Annotated in this window: 18 protein-coding genes; 15 read left to right on the top strand and 3 right to left on the bottom strand. The window is 74.9% G+C overall.

Annotated features, from left to right (window positions below):
- Positions 1–83 precede the first annotated feature (83 nt).
- The 11 genes from PSED_RS11855 (at position 84) to PSED_RS11805 (ending at position 10,608) form a co-directional block, all read left to right on the top strand.
- On the top strand, positions 84–539 hold the full coding sequence (locus PSED_RS11855; RefSeq protein WP_013674478.1) for a DUF4383 domain-containing protein: 456 nt from the start codon (positions 84–86) through the stop codon (positions 537–539).
- A gap of 345 nt (positions 540–884) precedes the next feature.
- Positions 885–1,964, top strand: a complete 1,080-nt coding sequence (locus tag PSED_RS11850) for a magnesium transporter CorA family protein (RefSeq protein ID WP_013674477.1) — start codon at positions 885–887, stop codon at positions 1,962–1,964.
- A gap of 42 nt (positions 1,965–2,006) precedes the next feature.
- On the top strand, positions 2,007–2,210 hold the full coding sequence (locus PSED_RS11845) for a hypothetical protein (RefSeq protein ID WP_013674476.1): 204 nt from the start codon (positions 2,007–2,009) through the stop codon (positions 2,208–2,210).
- A 481-nt stretch (positions 2,211–2,691) separates the two neighbouring features.
- Positions 2,692–3,435, top strand: a complete 744-nt coding sequence (locus PSED_RS11840; protein WP_013674474.1) for a GAF and ANTAR domain-containing protein — start codon at positions 2,692–2,694, stop codon at positions 3,433–3,435.
- Positions 3,436–3,732: 297 nt separating this feature from the next.
- Positions 3,733–4,773 carry a YihY/virulence factor BrkB family protein gene (locus PSED_RS11835; RefSeq protein ID WP_233899392.1) on the top strand — a complete coding sequence of 347 codons (1,041 nt, stop codon included), beginning with the start codon at positions 3,733–3,735 and terminating at the stop codon, positions 4,771–4,773.
- A 117-nt stretch (positions 4,774–4,890) separates the two neighbouring features.
- Positions 4,891–6,006 (top strand): glycosyltransferase family protein, encoded by a 1,116-nt coding sequence (locus tag PSED_RS11830; RefSeq protein ID WP_013674472.1) that lies wholly within the window; start codon positions 4,891–4,893, stop codon positions 6,004–6,006.
- Positions 6,003–7,079, top strand: a complete 1,077-nt coding sequence (locus tag PSED_RS11825; RefSeq protein ID WP_013674471.1) for a glycosyltransferase — start codon at positions 6,003–6,005, stop codon at positions 7,077–7,079. The genes PSED_RS11830 and PSED_RS11825 overlap by 4 nt, the downstream gene beginning before the upstream one ends.
- The gene (locus PSED_RS11820) at positions 7,076–8,152 is read left to right on the top strand and encodes a glycosyltransferase (protein WP_013674470.1); all 1,077 of its coding nucleotides are present in this window, start codon (positions 7,076–7,078) and stop codon (positions 8,150–8,152) included. Before PSED_RS11825 ends, PSED_RS11820 begins: the two co-directional genes overlap by 4 nt.
- A complete protein-coding gene (locus PSED_RS11815; protein ID WP_013674469.1) occupies positions 8,137–8,988 on the top strand; it encodes a glycosyltransferase family 2 protein in 852 nt (283 codons plus the stop codon). The genes PSED_RS11820 and PSED_RS11815 overlap by 16 nt, the downstream gene beginning before the upstream one ends.
- Positions 8,985–9,725 (top strand): histidine phosphatase family protein, encoded by a 741-nt coding sequence (locus PSED_RS11810; RefSeq protein WP_202946368.1) that lies wholly within the window; start codon positions 8,985–8,987, stop codon positions 9,723–9,725. The genes PSED_RS11815 and PSED_RS11810 overlap by 4 nt, the downstream gene beginning before the upstream one ends.
- Entirely contained in the window at positions 9,703–10,608 is a 906-nt protein-coding gene (locus tag PSED_RS11805; protein ID WP_013674467.1) for an NAD(P)H-hydrate dehydratase, read from the top strand. The genes PSED_RS11810 and PSED_RS11805 overlap by 23 nt, the downstream gene beginning before the upstream one ends.
- A gap of 23 nt (positions 10,609–10,631) precedes the next feature.
- Here the strand turns inward: PSED_RS11805 and PSED_RS11800 are convergent, their stop codons facing one another.
- The 3 genes from PSED_RS11800 to nicT form a co-directional block, all read right to left on the bottom strand.
- Positions 10,632–11,519, bottom strand: coding sequence for an EamA family transporter (locus tag PSED_RS11800; RefSeq protein WP_013674466.1), 888 nt, complete (start codon positions 11,517–11,519; stop codon positions 10,632–10,634).
- A gap of 160 nt (positions 11,520–11,679) precedes the next feature.
- Entirely contained in the window at positions 11,680–12,318 is a 639-nt protein-coding gene (locus PSED_RS11795; RefSeq protein ID WP_013674465.1) for a peroxiredoxin, read from the bottom strand.
- A gap of 161 nt (positions 12,319–12,479) precedes the next feature.
- Positions 12,480–13,601: a Nickel transporter NicT gene (gene nicT, locus PSED_RS11790; RefSeq protein ID WP_013674464.1), complete on the bottom strand. Its 1,122-nt coding sequence runs from the start codon at positions 13,599–13,601 to the stop codon at positions 12,480–12,482.
- Between the two features lie 353 nt (positions 13,602–13,954).
- Here nicT and cbiM point away from each other — a divergent pair, with 353 nt between their 5' ends.
- From cbiM to PSED_RS11770, 4 genes are all read left to right on the top strand, one after another.
- Positions 13,955–15,064: a cobalt transporter CbiM gene (cbiM, locus tag PSED_RS11785; protein ID WP_013674463.1), complete on the top strand. Its 1,110-nt coding sequence runs from the start codon at positions 13,955–13,957 to the stop codon at positions 15,062–15,064.
- On the top strand, positions 15,061–16,011 hold the full coding sequence (cbiQ, locus tag PSED_RS11780; RefSeq protein WP_013674462.1) for a cobalt ECF transporter T component CbiQ: 951 nt from the start codon (positions 15,061–15,063) through the stop codon (positions 16,009–16,011). The genes cbiM and cbiQ overlap by 4 nt, the downstream gene beginning before the upstream one ends.
- Positions 15,998–16,804, top strand: coding sequence for an energy-coupling factor ABC transporter ATP-binding protein (locus PSED_RS11775; RefSeq protein ID WP_013674461.1), 807 nt, complete (start codon positions 15,998–16,000; stop codon positions 16,802–16,804). The genes cbiQ and PSED_RS11775 overlap by 14 nt, the downstream gene beginning before the upstream one ends.
- Positions 16,805–17,163: 359 nt before the next feature.
- Positions 17,164–22,743: a SpoIIE family protein phosphatase gene (locus PSED_RS11770; protein ID WP_013674460.1), complete on the top strand. Its 5,580-nt coding sequence runs from the start codon at positions 17,164–17,166 to the stop codon at positions 22,741–22,743.
- Positions 22,744–22,832: the final 89 nt, after the last annotated feature.

The raw sequence follows: 22,832 nt of genomic DNA, 5'->3' as shown, positions 1-22,832 counted from the left end.
TCGAATCGCGTGCGTGCGCCGCGATCCACCGGGTAGCCCCGGCGAACCGGCGCCGCGCGTCGCACGCACTCGAAGGGAGCTCCATGGCCGAGTCGACCACGCAGCGGACGAGACCCGCGCCCGTCCTGTGGATCCAGATCGGTGCGCTGGTGCTGGGCACCCTGATGTTCCTCTACGGGCTCGTCGGGTTCTGGCCGTCGTTCGCACCGGCCGGTCCGGACGGGCAGCAGTCGACGCTGCTCGGCATCGAGTGCAACGCGCTGCGCTGCGCCCTGCAGGTGCTGCTCGGCGTCATCGGGTGGGCGGCGGCGAGCCGGGCGCCTGCCGCCCGCGGCTACGGCTGGCTGCTCGCCGTCGTCAACGCGGTGTTCGTGGTCCTCGGCATCATCGGTGTCGCGAACCCGGACGCGGACCCGCTCGCCATGAACGTGCCCGCGGTGGTCGCCGCCGGTGCGTTCGCCCTGCTCGGCCTGGTGCTCGCGCTCGTCCCGCTGCGCCGCCAGATCCCGGGCGGCGACGACGTCCTCGCCGAGGACTGACTGCGAAACCGGGCACGGCACGTTCACGACCAGCAACAGCTGATGGTGCAGGTCTACGACAACGGCATGACCCCGCCTGCGGTGCCTCCTGAGCGTCGGTGCGCCTGATCCTTACCGGGACGGCGCTCGGTCGGGCGCGTCATGGGCGTGACGGGGACCGATGTCGACCGGATGGTCGATCGGCTCTTCCTGGGCCCAGAACACCGATCTCGTCGCGGCGCTGCCCTGCGTTCACAGCCACCCCTGCGGCGTGGCGGAGCGCCGGCCGTCGTTCGCCGTCGGCCTCGCCGGGTTCCCGGACCCCGCCCGGGGTTTGCAGGGCGGCCGGGCCAGGTAGGTCCGGGCATGACCGGCCCGCACGCCACGCCCCGGACCGTCCCCGCGCACGGGGACCCGCAGACGCCCGGCCCTTGCGCGCACAGCGTCACGACGGCGGTCCCGCCGCGCTGCCCGACGCGGACCCGGCTCTACCGCGACGGCACCCTCGTCGACCAGGGATTTCCCGCCGAACGCATCTCCGAGCACCTCGCCGCCCACGACGACGCGGTCGTCTGGCTGGACCTGCACGATCCCGACGAGTCGGACCTCGCGATCCTCGTCGAGGAGTTCGGGCTGCACCCGCTCGCGGTGGAGGACGCGGTCGTCGACGAGCAGCGCCCGAAGGTCGACCGCTACAGCTCGCACCTGTTCGTCAACCTGTACGCGGTGGAGGTGCGCGACGCCGGCTGCGAGCTGGTGACCAGCGAGATGAGCGCGTTCGTCACCCCGCGAGCGCTGATCACCGTGCGCAAGGCCGACTTCGACATCGACGTCGTGGAGGCGCGCTGGGACGCCGCGGCCGATCTTGCGGGCAACGGCGTCGGGTTCCTCGTCCACGGCTGGCTCGACGCCGTCGTCGACGGGCACCACCAGGCCGCGCAGCGGCTCGACGACCTCGCCGACGAACTGGAGGACGCGCTCTTCGAGCCCGGCACCGACGTCGACGTGCGCCGTCGTGGTTTCGAGCTGCGCAAGAGCCTCGCCGGGCTGCGCCGCGTGACCGTTCCGATGCGCGAGGTCCTGGCCCGGGTGCTGCGCGACGACGAGCACATCCGGCTCGCCCGCCCGGCGATGGCGCCCTACTTCGAGGATGTCCACGACCACGCGCTCGGGGCCGCCGAGACCGTCGACGCGACCCGCGACCACGTCGCGACGATCCTCGACAGCAACGCCACCGAACAGGGCAACCAGCTCAACGTCATCACCCGCAAGCTGGCCGCATGGGCCGCCATCATCGCGGTGCCGACGGCGGTCACCGGCTGGTACGGCCAGAACGTGCCCTACCCGGGCTTCGAGCAGCCGTGGGGCTTCGTCACCAGTACCGCGGTCATCGTCGTGCTGGCCGGACTCGTGTACTTCTCGCTGCGGCGCAAGGGCTGGCTGTGAGCGTCCGGGGATGAACCGTCCGGCCACGGGTACTCCGTCGCCATGGCCGAGAACACCGAGAACGCTCCGCAGGACCAGCCGAGCCCGGCGACCCGCGCCGCGGCCGACCCCGACAACCAGACCGCCTCGGTGGAGGGCATGGCGGAGGTCCCGGGCGGGCCGCAGGTCGCGGTGCCCGGGGCGCAGGGCGAACCGTCGCCGGACGAGGCGAAGGACCCGCACCTCGGGGCCCGGGGCCGGGACTGACCCCGGACGGGGTCCCGATGCCCCGGCACCGCTGTGCTCCGCGCCGCCGGGAACGGTCCCGGCGCCCGCGCGCCGAGCCGGACGAACGCCTCGGCGGCGTGCCGGCGCACCCGCGGCCGCCTCGGCCGCGGGTGCGCCGGCGGAGCCGGGTCGATCGTCACTCGTCTGCCGGGGCGACCTCGTCGTCGGTCTCCTGCGGCGGGGTCTGCTCGCCGTAGGTCGGCGTCTGCTCCTCGGACTCCTCGCCGTAGTGCGGCTCGGGTGTCGGCTCGCTCATCGGGCCTCCTCTCATCGGGTGTGCGCGCGGCGTGCCCCGCCGTCGGTCCGCCAAACCACCCAGCTCGGCAACGCGGGCGAGACGACCGCGCCCAGGTCCGGCGCGCAGGTCCGGGGGACAGGATGAGGCCGCGCGGTGGTTTCCTGCACGGACGGCGCGGCAGTACGTTCGGTGGCGACACGTGACGGGTTTCGAGGGACGACCGTGGAGGGCGGCGACGCCGTGGCGAACGGGGCGGGTGCCCATGACTGGGCCCACGAGTTCTCGATGGTGGCGGCGGCGCTCGGCAAGACGGCCACGCCGGAGGACGCGTTGAGGCTGATCGTCGAGGCCGCCGGCGCGATGGTCCCCGCGGCGGACCTGGTCAGCGTGACGATCCACCTCGACGACGGCACGTTCGAGACCGCGGTCTGCACCGAGCCGCTCGCCGCCCGCCTCGACGAGCTGCAGTACCGGTTGCGCGAGGGTCCGTGCTTGCTGGCCAGCAGTCGGGCCGGGCTCGGCGTGTTCGCCTCCTCGGACCTCGGGGCCGATACGCGACTCGCCCGCTGGGGCCCCGCCGCAGCCCACGACGGCGTGCACAGCGCGTTGGCGGTCGGGCTGTTCGCCCACGAGGAGCCGCCGCGTCTCGGCGCGCTGAACTTCCTGTCCCGCGGGCGCGGCGGTCTCGACGGGGCCGACCTCGACGCCGCGGTCGTGCTCGCCGCGCACACCGCCACCGTACTCGACACCCGGCGAGCCGCCCTGGCGGCGGAGCGCACGAACGAGAACCTGCGCGCAGCGCTACGCAACCGCGACGTCATCGGGCAGGCCAAGGGCATCCTCATGGAGCGCGAGGGCATCACCGAGGAGCAGGCCTTCGAGATCCTGCGCTCGGTGTCGCAGCGGATGAACGTCAAGCTCGCCGACATCGCCGGCACCGTCACACAGCGCCGCTGCGAGCTCTGACGGCCCGACCCGCCGGCGCAACCCCGCTGCGAGCCTTCATACCCCGCGCGGGCGCACCCCGGTCGAGCCTCCGGCCCACGCGGGGTGCGCCCCCTACGAGCCCGGCCCGCGCCGGCGCAGCCCGCGGGGAGCCTCGGGCCCGCGGGTGCGGCCGGGCGCCCCGAGGTCGGGAGCGGCGATGGTCGCCCTGGCGACCATCGCCGCTCACCGGCCCGGTGCAGGGTGGTCCCCCGCGTGAGCCGGTTCCCTCGCGGCGGGCAGGATTCGACCGCCCCCGGGCGGGGCATGTGGTCCGTCGTGACGACGAGACGAGACCCGGCCGGTCAGGACCGCACCGACCGTGACGGCCGGACGCCGGACGGCGGTGACGACGCGCAGGTCCCCGGCAGGCGGGCCCGCACCCCGGCGCAGGTACCGCCCGCCGGCTGGTGGCAGGTGACCCGGCGGGCGTGGGCGGAGGCCAAGGCGGACAACGTGCCGATCCTCGCGGGCGGGGTCGCGTTCTTCGCCTTCCTCGCGCTGTTCCCGGCGCTGATCGCCGCCATCACCGTCTACGGCCTGGTCGCGGACCCCGCGCAGGTCGGTGACCAGGTCGACCGGCTCGCCGCGATCCTGCCGGCGGCGGCGCGCCCGATCGTCGCCGACCAGCTCGGCGCGGTGAGCAGCGCGGGCACCGGCGCCCTCGGCGTCGGCCTGGTGGTGTCGCTGCTCGCCGCGCTGTGGAGCGCCTCGGCGGGCACGATGAACCTGATCAGGGCCACCAACCTCGCCTACGACGAGGAGGAGACCCGTGGCTTCCTGCGGCTGCGGGGCACGGCGCTCGGCCTGACCCTCGCCGCGATCGTGTTCGTACTGCTCGCGGTCGCGCTCGTCGCCGCGATGCCCGCCGTGTTCGAGGCCGTGGGTCTCGGCGGTGCCGGGCTCGTCGTCGCGCAGGTCGTGCGGTGGGTGCTGCTCGTCGTGCTGGTCGTCGTCGCGCTCGCGGTCGTCTACCGCGTGGCCCCCGACCGCGACGCGCCGAAGTTCCGCTGGGTCAGCGTCGGGGCGGTCGTGGCCACCGTCCTGTGGCTCGTCGGCAGCATCGTCTTCAGCGTGTACGTCGACAACTTCGGCTCCTACAACAAGACCTACGGTGCGCTGGCCGGCGCCGTCGTGCTGCTGCTGTGGCTGTACCTGACCAGCTACATCGTCCTGCTCGGGGCCGAGATCAACGCCGAGAGCGAGCGGCAGACGGCGCGTGACACCACGCGCGGGCCCGCCGAGCCGATGGGCGCGCGCGGCGCCGACGCGGCCGACACCGTCGCGGGCGAGCCGCGGCGGGCGCGCTCACGTGCCTGACCCGTGCCGTCCCGGCGCGGTTTCCGTTCGGGGGGCTTCGGGTATCGACCGCGCTGTGATCACGATGTCCGAGCCCCGGGATGCCGGTCCGCGCCGCGGAGACGCGGACGCCGCACGATGAGCGGGCCGACGCTCGACGGCTGCCCCGCCCGAGCCGGCGGGCCCACCGACGTCCTGACCGTCGCCTCCGTGCCCTCCGGCCACGTCTACGTCCGGCACCTGTCGGACCCGCTGGCCGACGACGGGGTCCGGCGCCTCCCGGACCCGCGCCCCTGCCCCGCACCCAGCGACCAGTCCGTCTGGTGGCCACCGGTGATGCTCGATCCGGGGTGGGTCGCCGACAACCACCGGTCGTTCGACGTGTTCCACGTCCACTTCGGGTTCGACGCCCAACCCGTCGACGACCTGCGTGCCCTCGTGCAGACGTTGCGGCGCTTCGGCAAACCGCTCGTCTACACCGTTCACGACCTGCGCAACCCGCACCACGTGCACCGCGACGCGCACGACCGGCATCTCGACGTGCTCGTCCCGGCGGCCGACGCGCTCGTCACGCTGACCGCGGGCGCGGCCGCCGAGATCGCGCGCCGCTGGGGCCGCGAGCCGTTCGTCCTCCCGCACCCGCACGTGGTCGACCTGCCCTCGATCGATGCCCCGCGGGCGGCGCGGGCCGAGACCGTCGTCGGGATCCATCTGAAGAGCCTGCGCGCCAACATGGACCCGATGCCCGTGCTGGAGACGGCGGCGGCCGTGATCAACAGCCTCGACGGCGTGGTCCTGCGCGTCGACGTGCACACCGACGTGATGGACCCGGCCGGCGACCGGCACGACCCCGCGCTCGCGCAGTGGCTGACGCGAGCGCACCGGCGCGGGCTGCTGCGCCTGGAGGTGCACGACTTCTTCTCCGACGACGAGCTGTGGACCTACCTGCGCGACCGGATCGACGTATCGATCCTGCCGTACCGGTTCGGAACCCATTCGGGCTGGTTGGAAGCCTGCCACGACCTCGGCACGGTCGTGGTGGCCCCGAGCTGCGGGTACTTCCGCGACCAGCGGCCGTGCCTGACCTACCGCAACGACGAGCGCGACGGGTTCGACCCGGTCTCGCTCACCGGGGCGATCGTCGGGGCCTGTGGTGGACAACCACCGCAGCGTCCCGGCCGCGACCGGCGCACCGCCGAACGGGTCGCCGTGGCCGCCGCTCACCGGCGGATCTACGACCAGGTCCGCGGATGACACCGCTGCGGGTCGCGCTCATCGCGTCGTCCACCCATCCCATCCGGGAGCCGTTCGCCGGCGGCCTGGAGGCGCACACCGCGCTGCTCGCCCGCGAGCTCACGCGCCGGGGCCACGTCGTCACGGTGTTCGCCGCGCCGGGGTCCGAGCTGGCACCCGGGGTGCGGGTGGAGATCATGCACTCCCTGCGGCTCAGCGACGCCGCCCGCGCCGACGTCTCGATGCCCGCCGCGGTGTTCATGGCCGAGCACCACGCCTACCTCGACCTGATGCTGCGGCTGGCCGACGGCCACGACGTCGACGGTCACGCCCTCGACGTCGTGCACAACAACAGCCTGCACCACCTGCCGGTGGCGATGGCCCGCACCGTGCGGGCACCCGTCGTCACGACGTTGCACACCCCGCCGACGCCGTGGCTGGAGTCCGCGATCGCGACCGCGGCGGGCCGGCACGGAGTGCTGACCGCGGTGAGCACACACACCGCCGGGGCGTGGCGGCACGTCGCGGGCGAGGTCACGGTGATCCGCAACGGCGTCGATGTCGAGGCCCGCGCACCCGGCCCCGGTGGCGGGCCGCTGGTGTGGGCGGGCCGGCTGGTCCCGGAGAAGGGCGCTCACCTCGCCGTCGACGCCGCCCGCCGGGCCGGCTGTGCGCTCGACCTCGCCGGCCCGGTCAGCGACCGGGCCTACTTCGACGAGATGGTCGCGCCCCGCCTCGGTGGTGCCGTCCGCTACGTCGGTCATCTGGCGCACTCCGAGCTGACGAGCCTGATGGGGCGGGCCTCGGCCGTGCTGGTGACACCGTGCTGGGAGGAGCCCTACGGACTGGTCGTCGCGGAGGCACTGGCGTGCGGGACACCCGTCGCGGGCTTCGCCGTGGGTGCGCTGCCCGAGCTCGTCGACGACTCCTGCGGCCGGCTGGTCCCCGCCGGCGACACGGCCGCGCTCGCCGCCGTCGTCCCCACGGTGACCGGACTCTCCCGCCGCGCCGCGCGGCGGCGCGCCGAACTGCACTGGAGTCACCGCCGGATGGTCGACGAGTACGTCGGGCTCTACACCCGGGCGGCCGCGTGATCGGCTACTACGTCCACCACCACGGCCGCGGGCACCTCGTGCGGGCCATGCAGATCCTCGTCGCCCACGGCGGCCCCGCGACGGTCCTGTCCAGCCTCGACCGGCCGGCCGACGCCCCCGGCCACGTCGACTGGCTCACCCTCCCCCGCGACGACGCGGCCGACCGGCCCGACGACCCGACCGCCCACGGGGTGCTGCACTGGGTCCCCCGCCACGACCCGGGGCTGCGCGGGCGGATGGCCGCGGTCGCGGAGTGGATCGGCCGCACCGCGCCGCGGCTCGTCGTCGTCGACGTGTCGGTCGAGGTCACGCTGCTCTGCCGGCTGCTCGGGGTGCCCGTGCTCGTGGTGGCGATGCCCGGCGACCGGACCGACCGCGCCCACCGGCTGGCACACGACGTCGCCGACGCGCTGCTCGCCTGCTGGCCGCGCGAGGTGCTCGACCCGCCGTGGCCCGCATCGTGGACGGCGAAGACGCGGTTCGTCGGGGCGTTGTCGCGCTACGACTCCCGTATCGGGACCAGACCCGGGCCCGGGCCCGGCCGCACCCGGCGGGGTGGCGACGGGCCACGCCGAGTCGTCGTGCTGCTGGGCGCGGGTGGTCGCGACGTCGGCGACGACGACCTCGCCGCGGCCGAGCGCGCGACCCCGGGATGGGACTGGACCGTGCTCGGGGGCCGTGACGGCTGGACCGCCGACCCGTGGCCCCTGCTGCGCGGCGCCGACGTCGTCGTCACCCACGCCGGGCAGAACGCGCTCGCCGAGGTCGCCGCGGCCCGGACACCTGCGGTCGTCGTCCCGCAGCAGCGGCCGCACGGCGAGCAGGTGGCCACCGCCGAGGCGCTCGACCGGGCCGGACTGGCCGTCGTCCGCCGCCGGTGGCCCCACCCCGCGACGTGGCCGGCGCTGCTCGACGAGGCCGCCGCGCAGGACGGTCGGCGCTGGCGGCGCTGGTGCCCGGGCGGGGCGCCCGCGGCCGCCGCGGAGCTGGTCGCGGAGCTGGCGGGGACACCGGAGCCGGCAGGGACACCGGAACCGGCAGAGACACAGGAGCCGGCGTGCGCACCGCGGTGATCACCGTCGCCCACGGCAGGCACGGCCACCTGCGCCGCCAACAGGAGGGCCTCGCGGCGGTCGAGCGGCCGCCCGAGGTGCGGATCGTCGTCGCGCTCGACGACCCGCAGGTCGCCGACGTCGTCGACGACCGGGTGCCAACGCGCACGGTGCCGGTGACCTCCGACGGGCCCGGGCTGCCGCTGGCGCGGGCGCGCAACACCGGCGCCAGGGCCGCACTCGCCGCCGGGGCGCGGCTGCTGGTGTTCCTCGACGTCGACTGCATCCCCGGTCCCGCGCTGTTCCGGCGCTACCGGGAGGCGGCGCGGACCGCCGGGACGCGGCTGCTGTGCGGGCCCGTCGCCTACCTGCCGCCGCCGCCGCCGGGCGGGTACCGCGCCGAGGCGCTGGCCACGAGCGCGGCGCCGCACCCGGCCCGGCCGGCCCCGCCCGACGGCACGTGCGTCGAGGCCGACGACCACACCCTGTTCTGGTCCCTGTCGTTCGCGGTGACGGCATCCACGTGGGCGCGGCTCGGCGGGTTCCACGAGGGCTACCACGGCTACGGCGCCGAGGACACCGACCTCGGCCAGCAGGCCCGCGCCCGCGGCATCGGGCTGTGCTGGGTGGGTGGCGCCACCGCGTACCACCAGCACCATCCGGTCAGCGACCCGCCCGTCGAGCACCTCGACGACATCCTGCGCAACGGCGCGCTGTTCCGGCGCCGCTGGGGCTGGTGGCCGATGACGGGCTGGCTCGAACGGTTCGCGGCCAAAGGCCTGGTGCGCCACGACGCGCCGGATGATCGGTGGGAGCGCGTATGGGACGGCGCCCGCGCGGGTACGGCCCGGTCGTGAGCTACCGCGGCCCTGACGCCCTCTGGCTCGTCCGGCACGGACAGAGCACCGGCAACGTCGCCAACGACGAGGCCCGCCGCAGCGACGCCGAGCTGCTCGACCTGCAGCGCGACGCCGACGTGCCGCTGTCGGAGCTGGGCGAGGAGCAGGCCGACGCCGTCGGCAAGTGGTTCTCGACACTCCCGGCCGAGCAGCGGCCCACGCTGGGCCTCACCTCGCCCTACCGGCGCGCCCACGACACGGCCCGCCGGGTGCTCGAGCACCTGCCCGACGTCCCGCTGCGCGTCGACGAGCGCCTGCGCGACCGCGAGCTCGGCATCCTCGACCTGCACACCGCCGCGGGCATCGCGGCCCGTTTCCCCGAGGAGGCCGCCCGCCGTCGCCACCTCGGCCGCTTCTACCACCGGCCGCCCGGCGGGGAGTCGTGGGCCGACGTCGCGCTGCGGCTGCGTTCGCTGCTCACCGACCCGATGCTGGAGCTCGACGGGCAGCGCGTCCTGTGCGTCAGCCACGAGGCGCCGATCCATCTGGTGCGCTACATCGTCGAACAGCTGACCGAGTCCGACCTGCTCGCCGCGCTGCGCGACGCGCCGATCGGCAACTGCTCGCTCACCCGGTTCGAACGTCCCTCGCCCGGCGAGCCGCTGCGCGTCGTCGACGTCGGACTCGTCGATCCCCTGCCCCGCAACGACGTCCCGGCGACGAAGGAACCCCGTGTCGGATCCGACGAGAAGTGACCACGGCCCGCCCTCGGGCACCGTCATCGCCCCGGCCGTCCTGCGGGAGTGGGCGCTGCCCGCCCCACGCGGCGGCGCGAAGGCCTCACGCGGCACGGCGCTGGTCGTGGGCGGGAGCCGCGGCACCCCCGGCGCCGTCCTGCTGGCCGGGGTGGCCGCGCTGCGTGCCGGGGCCGGGGTCCTGCAGCTCGGCGCGCCCGCATCCATCGCCACGGCGCTGGGGGTCAGCGTGCCCGAGTCGCTCGCGCTCCCGCTGCCCGAGAGCCCGGCGGGCTGCGTCGCGGCCGATGCCGTGGACGACCTCGCCCAGGTCCTGCCCGCGGCCGACGCCGTCCTCGTCGGCCCCGGCCTGTTCGACGACGAGCCCGCCCTGCAGGCACTGGTCACCGCCGTGCTCGGGCGGGTCCGCGACGACGCCACCGTCGTGCTCGACGGCTACGCGCTGCGCGGGCTCGAGCCCGGGACCGTCGCTGCGCTGGGCGGGCGGCTCGTCGTCACCCCGAACTCCGGTGAGACCGAGGCCCTGCTCGACGGCGTTCCCGACGCGCCCGAACCCGGGACGGAGGCCGCCGCGGCGGCGGTGGCCGAGCGGCTCGACGCCGTCGTCGCCTCGGGCGGGCGGATCGTGACCCCCGACGGCCGGCGCTGGGCCGACGGCAGCGGCCACGCCGGGCTGGGCACCTCGGGCAGCGGCGACGTCCTGGCCGGGCTCGTCGTCGGCCTGCTCGCGCGGGGTGCGACGCCCGCGCAGGCGGCGTGCTGGGCCACCCACGTGCACGCCACGGCCGGCGAGCGCCTGGGCACCCGCATCTCCCACGTCGGGTTCCTCGCCCGCGAGCTGCTCGACGAGGCCCCGCTCGTGATGGCCGAGCTGTCGAGCTGACGATCTCGCGCCCGCCCGGGAGCTCACGACACCGAGATCAGCACGGCCGCGACCAGCGCGGTCGTCAGCCCGAGCACCTGACGCCGGGACAGCCGCTCCCCCAGGAAGACCAGTCCGACGAGCGTCGGGACCAGCGGGTACAGCGAGGAGAGCACTACCGCGACCGTGACGGACCCGGCGAGCACGGCCGCCGCGTACGCGGCCAGCGCCGCCGCGGCCAGCACGCCGGAGCCGAGTGCCTCGACGGCCGCCCGGCTCGTCGGCGCGGCGTCGTCGGTGCTGGTTGTCGTGGGGGCGCCGGTATCGGCGTCGGTCGGGGTGCGGCGCACCAGGGTGACCGCGAGGATGCCGACGGCGAGCACCGCGGTGACCCGCCCCGCGAGGACGGGCCAGAGCCCGGCGTCCGGCCCGGCCCTGGCCAGGGCGAGGTACTGCACCGCGATGCCGGCGCCCGCGACGAGGCCGTCGCCCACCGAGCCCCGGTCGGGGGCGGCGACCCCGGCTCCCGGCCGCGACACCAGCCACAGCCCCGGCAGGACGAGCGCGATCCCGACCCAGGTCGGCACCGACGGGCGGTCCCCGAGCAGCGCGACCCCGACCAGGACGGGCAGCGCGATCCCGCCGACGGCGCTCACCGGGACGACGACCGACATCGCGCCCCGGCGGATGCCGCGGAACAGGAACGCCATCCCGAGGCCCGTCCCGACACCGGACAGGGCACCCCAGGCGAGGCTCGCGGGGCCCGGTCCCGGTGGGCTGAGCAGGGGCGCGGCGACGCCGACCGCGACCAGGCCGCCGAGCTGCCCGAGCAGCGCGACGAGCGCCGGCCGCATCCGCCGGGCGGCGAGGCCGCCGACGACGTCGGACAGTCCGTAGCTCAGCGCGGAGGCGAGCGCGAGCAGGGCACCCACGCGGGGTGGGTGTCCACCACCGGCCCCCGGGAAACCGGGGCGCCCTCACTGGGCGCGACGGCGGCACACCGCGGTCGCGCGGCCCGCGGATGCAGGACGGCGCCCCGCCGCGGCCGTGACGGCCGACGACGGGGCGCCGTGGTGCAGCTGTCGCGGCTGCTCAGTTGTCCTGCGACGGCTGGGCCGTGACCCGCAGGTACGGCTTGATCGTGCGGTAGTCGGGGAAGCGCTCGCGGGCCTCCTCGTCGCTCACCGCCTTCGTGATGATGACGTCCTCGCCCTGCTTCCAGTCGGCGGGCGTGGCGACCTTGTGCTTCGCGGTGAGCTGCAGCGAGTCGATGACGCGCAGGATCTCGTCGAAGTTGCGGCCCGTGCTCTGCGGGTAGGTCATCTCGAGCTTGAGCGTCTTGTCGGGGCCGATGACGAAGACGGACCGCACCGTCGTGGTGTCGGACGCGTTCTCGTGGATCATCCCGTAGAGGTCGGCGACCTTCCGGTCGGGATCGGCGATCATCGGGTAGCCGACCTGCGCGCCCTGGGTCTCGGCGATGTCGGACGACCAGCTGCGGTGGTCCTCCGCCGAGTCGACCGAGATGGCCGCGATCTTGACGTTGCGCTTCTCGAACTCGGGCTGCAGCGCCGCGGCGCGGCCCAGCTCGGTCGTGCAGACCGGGGTGAAGTCGGCCGGGTGCGAGAACAGCACGCCCCAGCCGTCGCCCAGGTAGTCGTACCAACGGATCTCGCCGTCGGCGGTGGGGGCAGTGAAGTCGGGGACGACATCGCCCAGCCGCAGGGTCACGAGGCTCTCCTTTACTTCGCGGGCGCGCACCCGCCACGTCCGACATCGCTCGTCGGGGCGACGACGGCCGCCCGGACAGAAGCATACGGAGTGAATCTACGTCGACGGCCGTGAGCCCGGCGACTGTCGGGGTCCACGCCGCAGGGGGCTGCCGTCCGCGCTCACCCCTCCTCGGCCCGCGCGAGACCGGCGGACCAGCGGTCCTCGATCCGGCCGAACTTCCACACCCCGAGCGCGACGGCCCACGTCAGCACGAACAGCCCGACGACCACGAAGCCCACGTTGTCCAGGTCGAGGCCGGCGATCCACGCGAGCGGCCCGGACTCGACGCCGAGCTTGTCGGCCAACAGGGAGACGAGCTCGATCACCCCGATGACCAGGGCGACCGCGACGGACAACGCGGTGATGGTGATGTTGTAGAAGACCTTGCGGACGGGACGCAGGAACGCCCAGTCGTAGGCGAAGCACATGAAGGCACCGTCGAGGGTGTCGAACAGGCTCATCCCGGCGGCGAAGAGGATCGGCAGGACGAGCACCGCGTACCAGGGCAGGGCACCTGCTGCCGCCCCGCCCGCGATGACCAGCAGCGTCACCTCCGACGCGGTGTCGAAGCCCAGTCCGAACAGCAGCCCGACGGGGTACATGTGCCACGGCTTGCGGACGGCCCGCGTCGCCCGCCCGAGGATGCGGTTCATCAGCCCGCGCTTGTCGAGCTGCTCCTCGAGGGAGGCCTCGTCGTAGCGGCCCCGGCGCATGTCGCGGAACACCCTGAGGATCTGCACGAGGATGACGAGGTTGATCAGGCCCAGCAGCACGAGGAACAGTCCCGAGACGCTCGTGCTGATCAGCCCGCCGATCTGTTTGAGCGAGGAGTTCTCGTCGGAGATCTCACCCGCGACCGCCCGGACGCCGAGCGTGATGAGGGCGACCAGGACGAGGACGAGGGTCGCGTGTCCGAGTGCGAACCAGAACCCGACCGAGAGCGGCCGCTTCTCCCCCGGACCGCGCTCGGCCAGCAGCTTGCGTGTCGTGTTGTCGATGGCGGCGATGTGGTCGGCGTCGAACGCGTGCCGCATGCCGAGCAGGTAGGCGGTCAGGCCCAGCCCGACGCCGAACACCCCGCTCTCGCCCAGCTCGTAGTGCTGTGGCGCGACGAACGCCGCGAGCACCACCCAACCGACGACGGTCAGCGCGACGAGCACGACCGCCATGGCCGCGACGGTGCGCTTCTCGGCGGGCCGCAGGCCGGCCCTGGCCGGGCGCGTGGTGGGGAGCGTCGCCATCGGGGTCCTCTCGTTCCGCCCACGATCACGTGCGTCGTGGACGTCCCAGTCCAGCAGCGTGGTCGGCTCATCGGCAAGGTTGAGCAGATGTCGGAACAGGATGATCCGGGACGAAGTCCCACGACCGGTCACGTTTCGGGCCTGTGATCCAGCACACATATCAACTCGGCGCGACAACGCCCACCACGAACATTCGCCGCCATAGAACGCTATTTCGACGAATCGGTGAATTCACAGGAAATGCGTCTTTCGTGAATCCTGCTACGTGAGGGGGCGAACACAAGTCGCCATTCCTGCGCTGTTGCGTCTAATTTGCGAGAGCGGTTCGACCGCGCACACCGGTGGAGGCGGACATGCACATTCCCGACGGCTACCTGAGCCCGCAGACCTGTGCGGCCGGGTTCGTCGTCGCGGTGCCGGTGCTGGCGACGGCGGCCGCCCGGGTGAAGCGACGGGTCCGGACACGCAACGTGCCGACACTGGCCGTGCTGGCCGCCGTCAGCTTCCTCATCATGATGTTCAACGTGCCGATCCCCGACGGCACGACCGCGCACGCCGTCGGCGGAGCGCTGATCGCGATACTCCTCGGACCGTGGGCCGCGGCGATCGCCGTCACCGTCGCGCTCGGCTTCCAGGCCCTGTTGTTCGGCGACGGCGGCGTGCTCTCCTTCGGCGTCGACGTCGTCAACATGGCCGTGATCCTCCCGTTCGCCGGGTACGGCGTGTACCGGCTGGTCGCCCGCGGCGCCGCGCTCACCGCCCGGCGACGGGTCCTCGCGGCGTTCCTGGCCGGGTACGTGGGCATCAACGTCGCCGCGCTGTGCGTCGGGATCGAGCTGGGCATCCAGCCCGACCTCTTCCACGACGCCACGGGTGCCCCGCTCTACTCCCCGTACCACCTCGCGCAGTCGATCCCCGCGATGCTGCTCGCCCACCTCACCGTCGCCGGTGTCGCCGAGGGCATCCTGACCGCCGCCGTGCTCGGGTACCTGCAGCGCGCCAACCTGCCGCTGCTGCGCGTCAACCACCCCGGGGTGCCGGTCGACGCCGCCGCGGCCGACGCCGAGCGCACCCGGCGCCGCCGGCTGCGGCCCGGGGTCGTCGCGGCGGTGGTCGTCGCGGCCCTGGTCGTCCTCACCCCGCTCGGCCTGCTGGCGCCCGGCGGCGCGTTCGGCGAGGACTCACCGCAGGACCTGCGGGCGGCACTCGGGCTGGCGGCCGTCCCGGCCGGGCTCGCGCACTACTCGGGCTTCTGGCACGACGTGCTGTTCCCCGGCTACCTCTCCGGCAGCCCGTGGACCTACATCGTCTCGGCCGTGGTGGGCATCGTGGTCGTCGGTCTGGTCGTGTGGGGGGCCGCGACGCTGGCCGTGCGGCTGTTCGGCCGTCGCGTCCCGGTTCCCCCGCCCGCGGCGGAGCGCGAGGACACCGTGGAGCAGGTCACCGACGGACCGGCCCGGTGACCGGCGCCGACGGGTCGCACGCCGGCGCGGTCGCCGTGCCGGACTGGCTGGTGCAGCAGGACGTCGCGCTCTGCCCGTGCGGGTGCGTCGGCAGGCGCCGGAAGGCGAGCTTCCTCACCCGCACGATCCGGGGCGGCTCGGGGATCCTGCAGCAGGTCCTCTTCGGCGAGGACGTCGCCGCCGCGCCGGGCCTGCTGCAGCGCATCGACCCACGGACCAAGATCGTCAGCCTCCTGGCGCTGCTGGTGGTCGCCGGGCTCGCGCACTCGATGATCACGCTCGCGGCCCTCTACGCGCTCACGCTCGGGTTGGCCGCCGCGTCCGCGATGCCCCTCGGGTTCTTCGTCCGCCGGGTGTGGCTGTTCGTGCCGATCTTCACCGGCATCGTGGTGCTGCCCGCGACGCTGTCGGTCGTGACGCCGGGCCACGTCGTCCTGACGCTCTGGCACTGGCACGGCGTCGCCGAGGGCATCACGACGCAGGGACTCCTCGCCGCGGCGCGCGTGGTCTGCCGGGTCGCGGCGTCGATCTCGCTGGTGGTGCTCCTGACCCTCACGACGCCGTGGGTCCGGCTGCTCGCCGCACTGCGCGGGCTCGGCGTGCCGCGGATCGTCGTCCTGATCGTCGGCATGGCCTACCGCTTCGTCTTCCTGCTGCTCGGCTCGGTCACCGACATGTTCCAGGCCAGGCAGGCCCGCACCCCCGGCACCCCGAGGCACGACGGGACCGCGAGGGCCTTCGTCGGCGCCGGGGTCGGTGCCCTGCTCGGGAAGTCCGCGCAGCTGTCCGAGGAGGTCCACCACGCGATGCTCGCCCGCGGCTACCGCGGTGACGCCACGACCCTGGAGCGGCACCGCCTGCGCGCCGCCGACCTCGGCTACGCCGCCGCGGTCGTCGTCGTGGCCGCCGCCCTGATCTGGGGGGACCACGTCCTTGTCCCACGCTGACCCGACGTCCCACGCCGACCCGACCCCGGACCCGCAGGAGCTGCTCGTCTGCCGCCACCTGAGCTACGCCTACCTGGAGCGCCATCCGGCACTCGACGACGTGTCCCTGACGGTCCGCCGCGGCGAGCGCGTCGCGCTCCTCGGCGCCAACGGCTGCGGCAAGTCGACCCTGCTCAAGGTCCTCGACGGGCTGGTCTTCCCCGACGCGGGCAGCTACACCGCGTTCGGCGCACCCGTCACCGAGGACAGCCTGGAGGACGAGCAGATGTCGCGGGGCTTCCGCTCGCGCGTCGGGTTCGTCTTCCAGAACTCCGACGCCCAGGTCTTCTCCCCCACCGTCCGGGAGGAGATCGCGTTCGGGCCGCTGCAGCTCGGGCTCTCCCGCGACGAGACCGCCGGGCGCGTCGACGACGTCCTGCACATGCTCGGCATCCCCGACCTGGCGGACCGCGCCCCCTTCCAGCTCTCCGGCGGGCAGAAGAAGAAGGTCGCCATCGCCACCGTCCTCGTCATGAGCCCCGAGGTCCTGCTGTTCGACGAACCCACCGCGGCGCTCGACCCCCGGACGCGGTACTGGCTCGTCGAGCTGATCGAGCGGCTCGGGACGGCGGGCCGGACGATCGTGCACGCCACCCACGACCTCGACCTGCTGCACCGCATCGCCGACCGCTGCGTCGTGTTCTCCGAGGATCACCGCATCGTCGCCGACGGCACCCCCGAGGAAATCCTGCGCGACCGTCGCCTGCTGGTCGAGGTCAACCTGGTCCACCCGGCGGCAGCGGCGGTCGGCTGACCCGGCGCGCGGCGCAGGACGGGTCCGGGCCGTCGACCGCCCGTCCGCCCTGCGGCCCACGGCGTCCGGCCGGCCTCACGGGCGGAGATCCGCCACCGAGTCGGGCCGTTCGGCCCTGCCGATCCGCGCCGCGGAGGCGAACCATCTGTGACGTCGGCAGCGTGACCACACCGCGCCGGCACCACCCGTCGCTGGGGAGCGGACGGATGGATCGACCGGGGTGGGCACTGTTCGGGGCTGCCCACCCCGGTCCCGTCCCGCGGGGACGGGCCCGCAGCCGGGCCGCTGTCGACGGGCCGACCCGGCCACCGCGTACTACGCTGCGCATCCGGGACGAGCGAGTTCGGAACGGAGGTCGTGTGCCCCCGCCCGACGACGACAGCGTGTCCCCGCAGGCCCCCGGCCCGACGTCCCCCCGGGGCAGCGACCTGTCCGTCTTCGGCCGCGGCGGTGAGCTCGGCCGGATCATGGCCCGCTGGGACTGGGCGTCGACGTCGGTCGGGCCGCCCGGGACCTGGCCGTCCGCGCTGCGCAACGTCGTGCGGATCCTGCTGGGCTCCCGGTTCTCCATGTGGATGGGCTGGGGACCCGACCTGGCGTTCTTCTACAACGACGCCTACCAGCGCGACACCTTGCGGGCCAAGCACCCGTGGGCACTCGGGCGGCCCGCCCGCGAGGTGTGGGCGGAGATCTGGGAGGACATCGGCCCGCGGATCGAGTCGGTGCTGCGGACCGGCGAGGCGACCTGGGACGAGGACCTGCTGCTCGTCCTCGAACGGTCCGGGTACCCCGAGGAGACCTACCACACCTTCTCCTACAGCCCGCTGACCGACGACGCCGGCGCCGTCCCCGGTTTCCTCTGCGTCGTCACCGAGACCACCCACCGGGTCCTCGGCGAACGCCGGATGTCGACGCTGCGTGCCCTCGCCGGGGCCGTCGCCGCCGCGCGCACCGAGCGGGCGGTGCTCGACGCGGTGCGCGAGCTCCTCGCCGCGAGCACCCGCGACCTGCCCTTCTCCCTGGTCTACCTGTTCGACGACGGCGACGAGGCGCGGCTGGCGTGCGCCGCGGGGATCGACCCCGGCTGTCCCGCGGCGCCGGCGCGAATCGGGCCGGACGGGCCGTGGCCGACGGCGCAGGCCCGCGAGGGGCGCGCGGTCCTCGTCGACGACCTCGCCTCCCGGTTCGCGACGCTGCCCCACGGGGAGTGGGACCGCCCGCCGACCGAAGCGGTGGTGGCGCCACTCGGGTCCGAGGACGCGGTCGCCGGGTTCATGGTGGTGGGCCTCAACCCCTTCCGCCGCTACGACGACGGGTTCCGCGGCTTCGTCGAGCTGCTCGTCGCGCAGATCGCCTCCGGGCTGCTCAACGCCCGCGCGTACGAGACCGAGCGGGACCGCGCCGCGGCGCTCGCCGAGCTCGACCGGGCCAAGACCGACTTCTTCTCCAACGTCAGCCACGAGTTCCGCACGCCCCTCACGTTGATCATGGGCCCGCTCGACGAGCTGCGGTCGGCCGACGACGTCACCCCGGAGCGGCTGCGCACCGAGCTCGACGTGATCCACCGCAACGGGCTGCGGCTGGGCAAGCTGGTGAACAGCCTGCTGGACTACTCGCGGCTGCAGGCCGGCCGGATCGACGCGCGGTTCGAGCCGCTGGACCTCGCGGTGTTCACCGCGGAGCTGGCCGGGGCGTTCCGGTCGGCCGTCGAGCACGCGGGCCTCCAGCTCGTGATCGACTGCCCGCCGCTGGCCCGACCCGTCCACGTCGACCGGGACAGCTGGGAGAAGGTCGTCCTCAACCTGCTGTCGAACGCGCTCAAGTTCACCTTCGAGGGGTCGGTCACCGTGCGGCTGCGGCAGGACGGCGACGCCGCCGTGCTGACCGTCGCCGACACGGGGGTCGGTGTCCCCGCCGACCAGATGCCGCGGCTGTTCGAGCGGTTCCACCGGATCACCGGGACCCGGTCCCGGTCCGCCGAGGGCAGCGGCATCGGGCTCGCGATGGTGCGCGAGCTGGCCGCGTTGCACGGCGGGACCGTCGACGCGCAGAGCGAGCCCGACCGCGGCACCACCTTCACGGTCACCATCCCGCTCGGCACGACGCACCTGCCCGCCGACCGGGTCGCGGCGGCGCCGGAGGAGCCCGCGCCGACACCGTCGGCGGTCGAGCCCTTCGTGGCCGAGGCCCTGCGCTGGCTGCCGGGCGACGCGGCCGGGTCCACCGACCGGCCCGCGGCCGTCGCGGGCGGCCGGGTGCTCGTCGCCGACGACAACGCCGACATGCGCGACTACCTGCACCGGCTGCTCGCCCCGCGCTACGACGTCGAGGTCGTCGCGGACGGGCGGGCCGCGCTCGACGCCGCGCTCGCCCGCCCGCCGGACCTGGTCGTCTCCGACGTGATGATGCCCGAGCTCGACGGGATCGCCCTGCTCGGCGCCCTGCGCGCCGATCCCCGCACCTCGCGCGTCCCCATGATCCTGCTCTCCGCGCGCGCGGGGCAGGAAGCGGCGGTGCAGGGCCTCGCGTTCGGCGCCGACGACTACCTCACCAAGCCCTTCGCCGCCCGGGAGCTGCTGGCCCGCGTCGACGGCCATCTGCGGCTCGGCCGGGCCCGCGCCGACGCCGAGCGGCGGTTCCGCGCCCTCGCCGACGCCACCCCGGCGCTGATCTGGGCCGACGACGCCGACGGGGGCAGGCACTTCGTCAACAGGGCGTGGCGCGAGTACACCGGCGCCGGCGACGGCGACCTCGGCACCGGCTGGCGCGCCCGCATCCACCCCGACGACCTCGCGGGCTACGACGAGCGCCGGGCCGCGGCCGGCGGCGTGTTCGAGGCGGAGTACCGCCTGCGCAGGGCCGACGGGCGCTACCGCTGGGTACTCGACCGGGGCGCCCCGCTGCAGCCGGCGCACGAGGGCGGCGGCTACGTCGGCGGCTGCCTCGACATCGACGACCGCTACCGCGAGCAGGAACGCCAGCGGGTCCTCGGCGTGCTGTCCGCCGCGCTTGACCGGGAGCACTCCGTCGACGCCCGCCGTCGGGTCCTCGTCCGCACCCTCGTCGAGGAGGGCGTCGCCGACCAGGTCCGGCTGCTCGTCGTGGACGACGACGGCGAGCTCCGGGTGGCGGCGCTCGCGGCGCGCGACCCGGAGCACGAGGCGGCGCTGGCGCGGCTCCACGTGTCGTCGCCGTGGATCGCCGAGGCGCTCGCGAGCGGCCGGGCCGCCACGGCGACGGCCGACGAGGCGTTCATCCACGACGCGTCGACCGACCCGGAGCAGCGGGAGCTGCGCCACGCACTGGGCCAGGGCGACGTCTCGCTCGTCCCGCTGGCCGCGCGGGGCCGGGTGAGCGGGCTGCTCGGCGTCGCCCGGACGGGGCCGCCTGCCTCCCCCGACGCGCTGGACCTGGGCCTGCTCGCGGAGGTCGGGAGGCGCGCGGCCGCGGCGATCGACAACGCCCAGCTCTTCGAGAGCGAGCAGCACACCAGCCACCGGCTGGCGCTGCTGCAGGGCGCGACGGCCGCGCTGTCGGCGGCGGCGACCCCGGCGCAGGTCGCGCAGACCGCGGCGGTGCACTTCTCCCGGCTCGTCGGGACCGCGTCGGTCGCGGTGTGGGAGGTGCGCGCCTCGGGCGCGCTGGAGGTGCTGCACTCGGTCGGGTGGCCCGCCGCCGTCGCGCGGGATCGGGCCTCGGTCGCCGACGACCGGCCGGCCCCGATCACCGATGCGGTCCGCCACGGGTCCCCGGTGTGGGTGCTCGCCGACGAGGACTGGGAGACCGGCTACCCGCACCTGGCCGACCTGGTCCGGAACGACTACGGCTACCCCGCCATGGCCGCGGTCCCGCTGCCCGGGGCGGGCGGGCGGGTCGGCGTCGTCGCGCTCGGCTTCACCCGACCGCGACGACTGTCCGCGACCGAGCGGACCGCGATCGTCTCGCTCGCCGAGCAGACCGGACAGGCGCTGCAGCGGGCCGAGCTGCTCGCCGCCGAGAGCGGTGCCCGGCTCGCCGCGGAGAACTTCAGCCGGGTCGTGTCGGCGCTGTCCCGCTCGGCGCGTCCCGCCCAGGTCGCCGAGGTCATCCTCGGACACGCCGCCGACCTCGGCGCCGAGGCGGCCGTCGTCGCGATCCGGCGCGGCGACCAGCTCGACGTCCTCGCCGCCGACCCGCCCACGTCCGTGCGACTGCTGGCCGCCGACGGCGCGCGTCCCCTCGCCCGGGCCGCCCGCTCCGGACGGCCGGTGTGGACCGCGGTCGACCCGGACACCGGTTCCACCGCCGACGACGGGCGGCTGCCCGAGCAGGTCGCGGTGCCGCTCGTCCTCGCGGGCGCGCCCATCGGCGTGCTCGGCATGCGCTTCCCCGGGCAGAGCCCGGAGCTGTCCGACGAGGCACGTGCCGCGCTGCTGACCGTGGCCGCGCAGTGCGCGCAGGCACTCGACCGGGCCCGGCTGCACGAGGCGGAGCACGAGATCGCCGCGGTGCTCCAGCGCAGCCTCCTGCCGGCGGACCCGCCGTTCGTGCCCGGACTCCGCAGCGCCACGCGGTACCGCCCGGGCGCCGCGCGCCAGCAGGCCGGCGGTGACTGGTACGACGTCTTCGCCGTCGAGGAGAACCGGATCGCGCTGTCCGTCGGCGACGTCGTCGGCCAGGGACCCGCCGCCGCGGCGGTGATGGGGCAGCTGCGGGTCGCCCTGTCCGGCGCGCTGCGCCAGGGTCTCACCCCCGCCGCGGCCCTGGAGGCGCTCGACGCGCACGTGTCGTGGATCCCCGGAGCGCTCGCCTCGACGGCCGCGTGCCTGCTGCTCGACCGCACGAGCGGGGTGCTGCGCTGGGCCCGCGCGGGTCACCTTCCGCCGCTGCTCATCGACAGCGACGGCGCCCACTACCTCGACGAGACCCTCGGCTCGGTCCTCGGCCTGTCCGGCAGGCCGCCCTTCGCCGAGGGGACGACGACCGTCCGCCCCGGCACGACCCTGCTGCTCTACACCGACGGGTTGGTCGAGCGCCGCGGCGAGGTCATCGACGAGGGGCTCGCCCTGCTCGCGGCCACGGCGGCCGAGCACGCGGACAAGGACCCCGAGGAGCTGCTGGACCACCTGCTCTCCGACGTCGTCGGACAGCACGGACCCGCCGACGACATCGCGCTCGTCGCCGTGCGGTTGCTCCCGCCGCCGCTGCGCCACGAGTACCCGGCGGAGCCCCGCGTCCTGCGCCGGATGCGCGCCGACGTGCGCACCTGGGCGACCGAGTCGGCGGTGTGCCACGAGTTGGAGCAGGACCTCCAGCTCGCCCTCGGTGAGGCCGCCGCCAACTCGGTCGACCACGCCTACCGCGACAGCGCGCCGGGGACCTTCGCGATCCGGGTCGAGCTGGACCGCGAGGGCGGCATCGAGGTGACGGTGCGCGACCACGGGCGGTGGCGGCCGGAGCCTGCCGACAAGGGCTTCCGCGGCCGCGGGATCGGCCTGATCCGGACCCTCGCCGAGGGCTGCGAGATCACCCGGGGCGACGACGGGACGACGGTCGCCTTCCGGCTGGCGCCGGTGCGGGCCGAGATCGGGGCACCTGCGCCCGCCGCCCCGGCCGCGGTCCGGGGCCCGGCGGCGCTCGCCACCCTGGAGGCCCGGCGGGACGACTCCGCGTTGCACCTGCTCCTGCGCGGCGACCTCGACCTCGACGGGATGGCCGCGGTCCGCGGTCCGCTGCGGGCCGAGCTCGCCGCGGCGCCGCCCGGGTCGACGACGGTCCTCGACCTCACCGGCGTCACCTACCTGCCCAGCGCGGGCATCGGCATGCTCGTCGACCTGATCGGCGAGGTCCGCGCCCGCGGCGGCCGGCTGCGGGTGGAACGGGCGGCGACCGGTCCGGTCGCGCGGGCCCTCGCCCTCACCGGCCTGGACGGCTCCGCGGTCCTGACCGGCGACCGCTGACCCCGCTCGGGAGCGACCATCGGAGGTTCGACCCACCGCGAGGGCGGCGCCCGGCCCCGACGCCGGCGAGGGTGCACAGGGCGGGGGCA

It is taken from the genome of Pseudonocardia benzenivorans CB1190 (assembly GCF_000196675.2).
Lineage (GTDB): Bacteria > Actinomycetota > Actinomycetes > Mycobacteriales > Pseudonocardiaceae > Pseudonocardia > Pseudonocardia benzenivorans.
This window is presented reverse-complemented; position numbering and strand designations above follow the sequence as displayed.

Bases quoted from the DNA above. Each gene is read 5' to 3' on its own strand.
- PSED_RS11825 (WP_013674471.1), top strand. From the start codon at position 6,003: ATGACACCGCTGCGGGTCGCGCTCATCGCGTCGTCCACCCATCCCATC.
- nicT (WP_013674464.1), bottom strand. From the start codon at position 13,601: ATGGCGACGCTCCCCACCACGCGCCCGGCCAGGGCCGGCCTGCGGCCC.
- PSED_RS11830 (WP_013674472.1), top strand. From the start codon at position 4,891: ATGAGCGGGCCGACGCTCGACGGCTGCCCCGCCCGAGCCGGCGGGCCC.
- PSED_RS11845 (WP_013674476.1), top strand. From the start codon at position 2,007: ATGGCCGAGAACACCGAGAACGCTCCGCAGGACCAGCCGAGCCCGGCG.
- PSED_RS11850 (WP_013674477.1), top strand. From the start codon at position 885: ATGACCGGCCCGCACGCCACGCCCCGGACCGTCCCCGCGCACGGGGAC.
- cbiM (WP_013674463.1), top strand. From the start codon at position 13,955: ATGCACATTCCCGACGGCTACCTGAGCCCGCAGACCTGTGCGGCCGGG.
- PSED_RS11855 (WP_013674478.1), top strand. From the start codon at position 84: ATGGCCGAGTCGACCACGCAGCGGACGAGACCCGCGCCCGTCCTGTGG.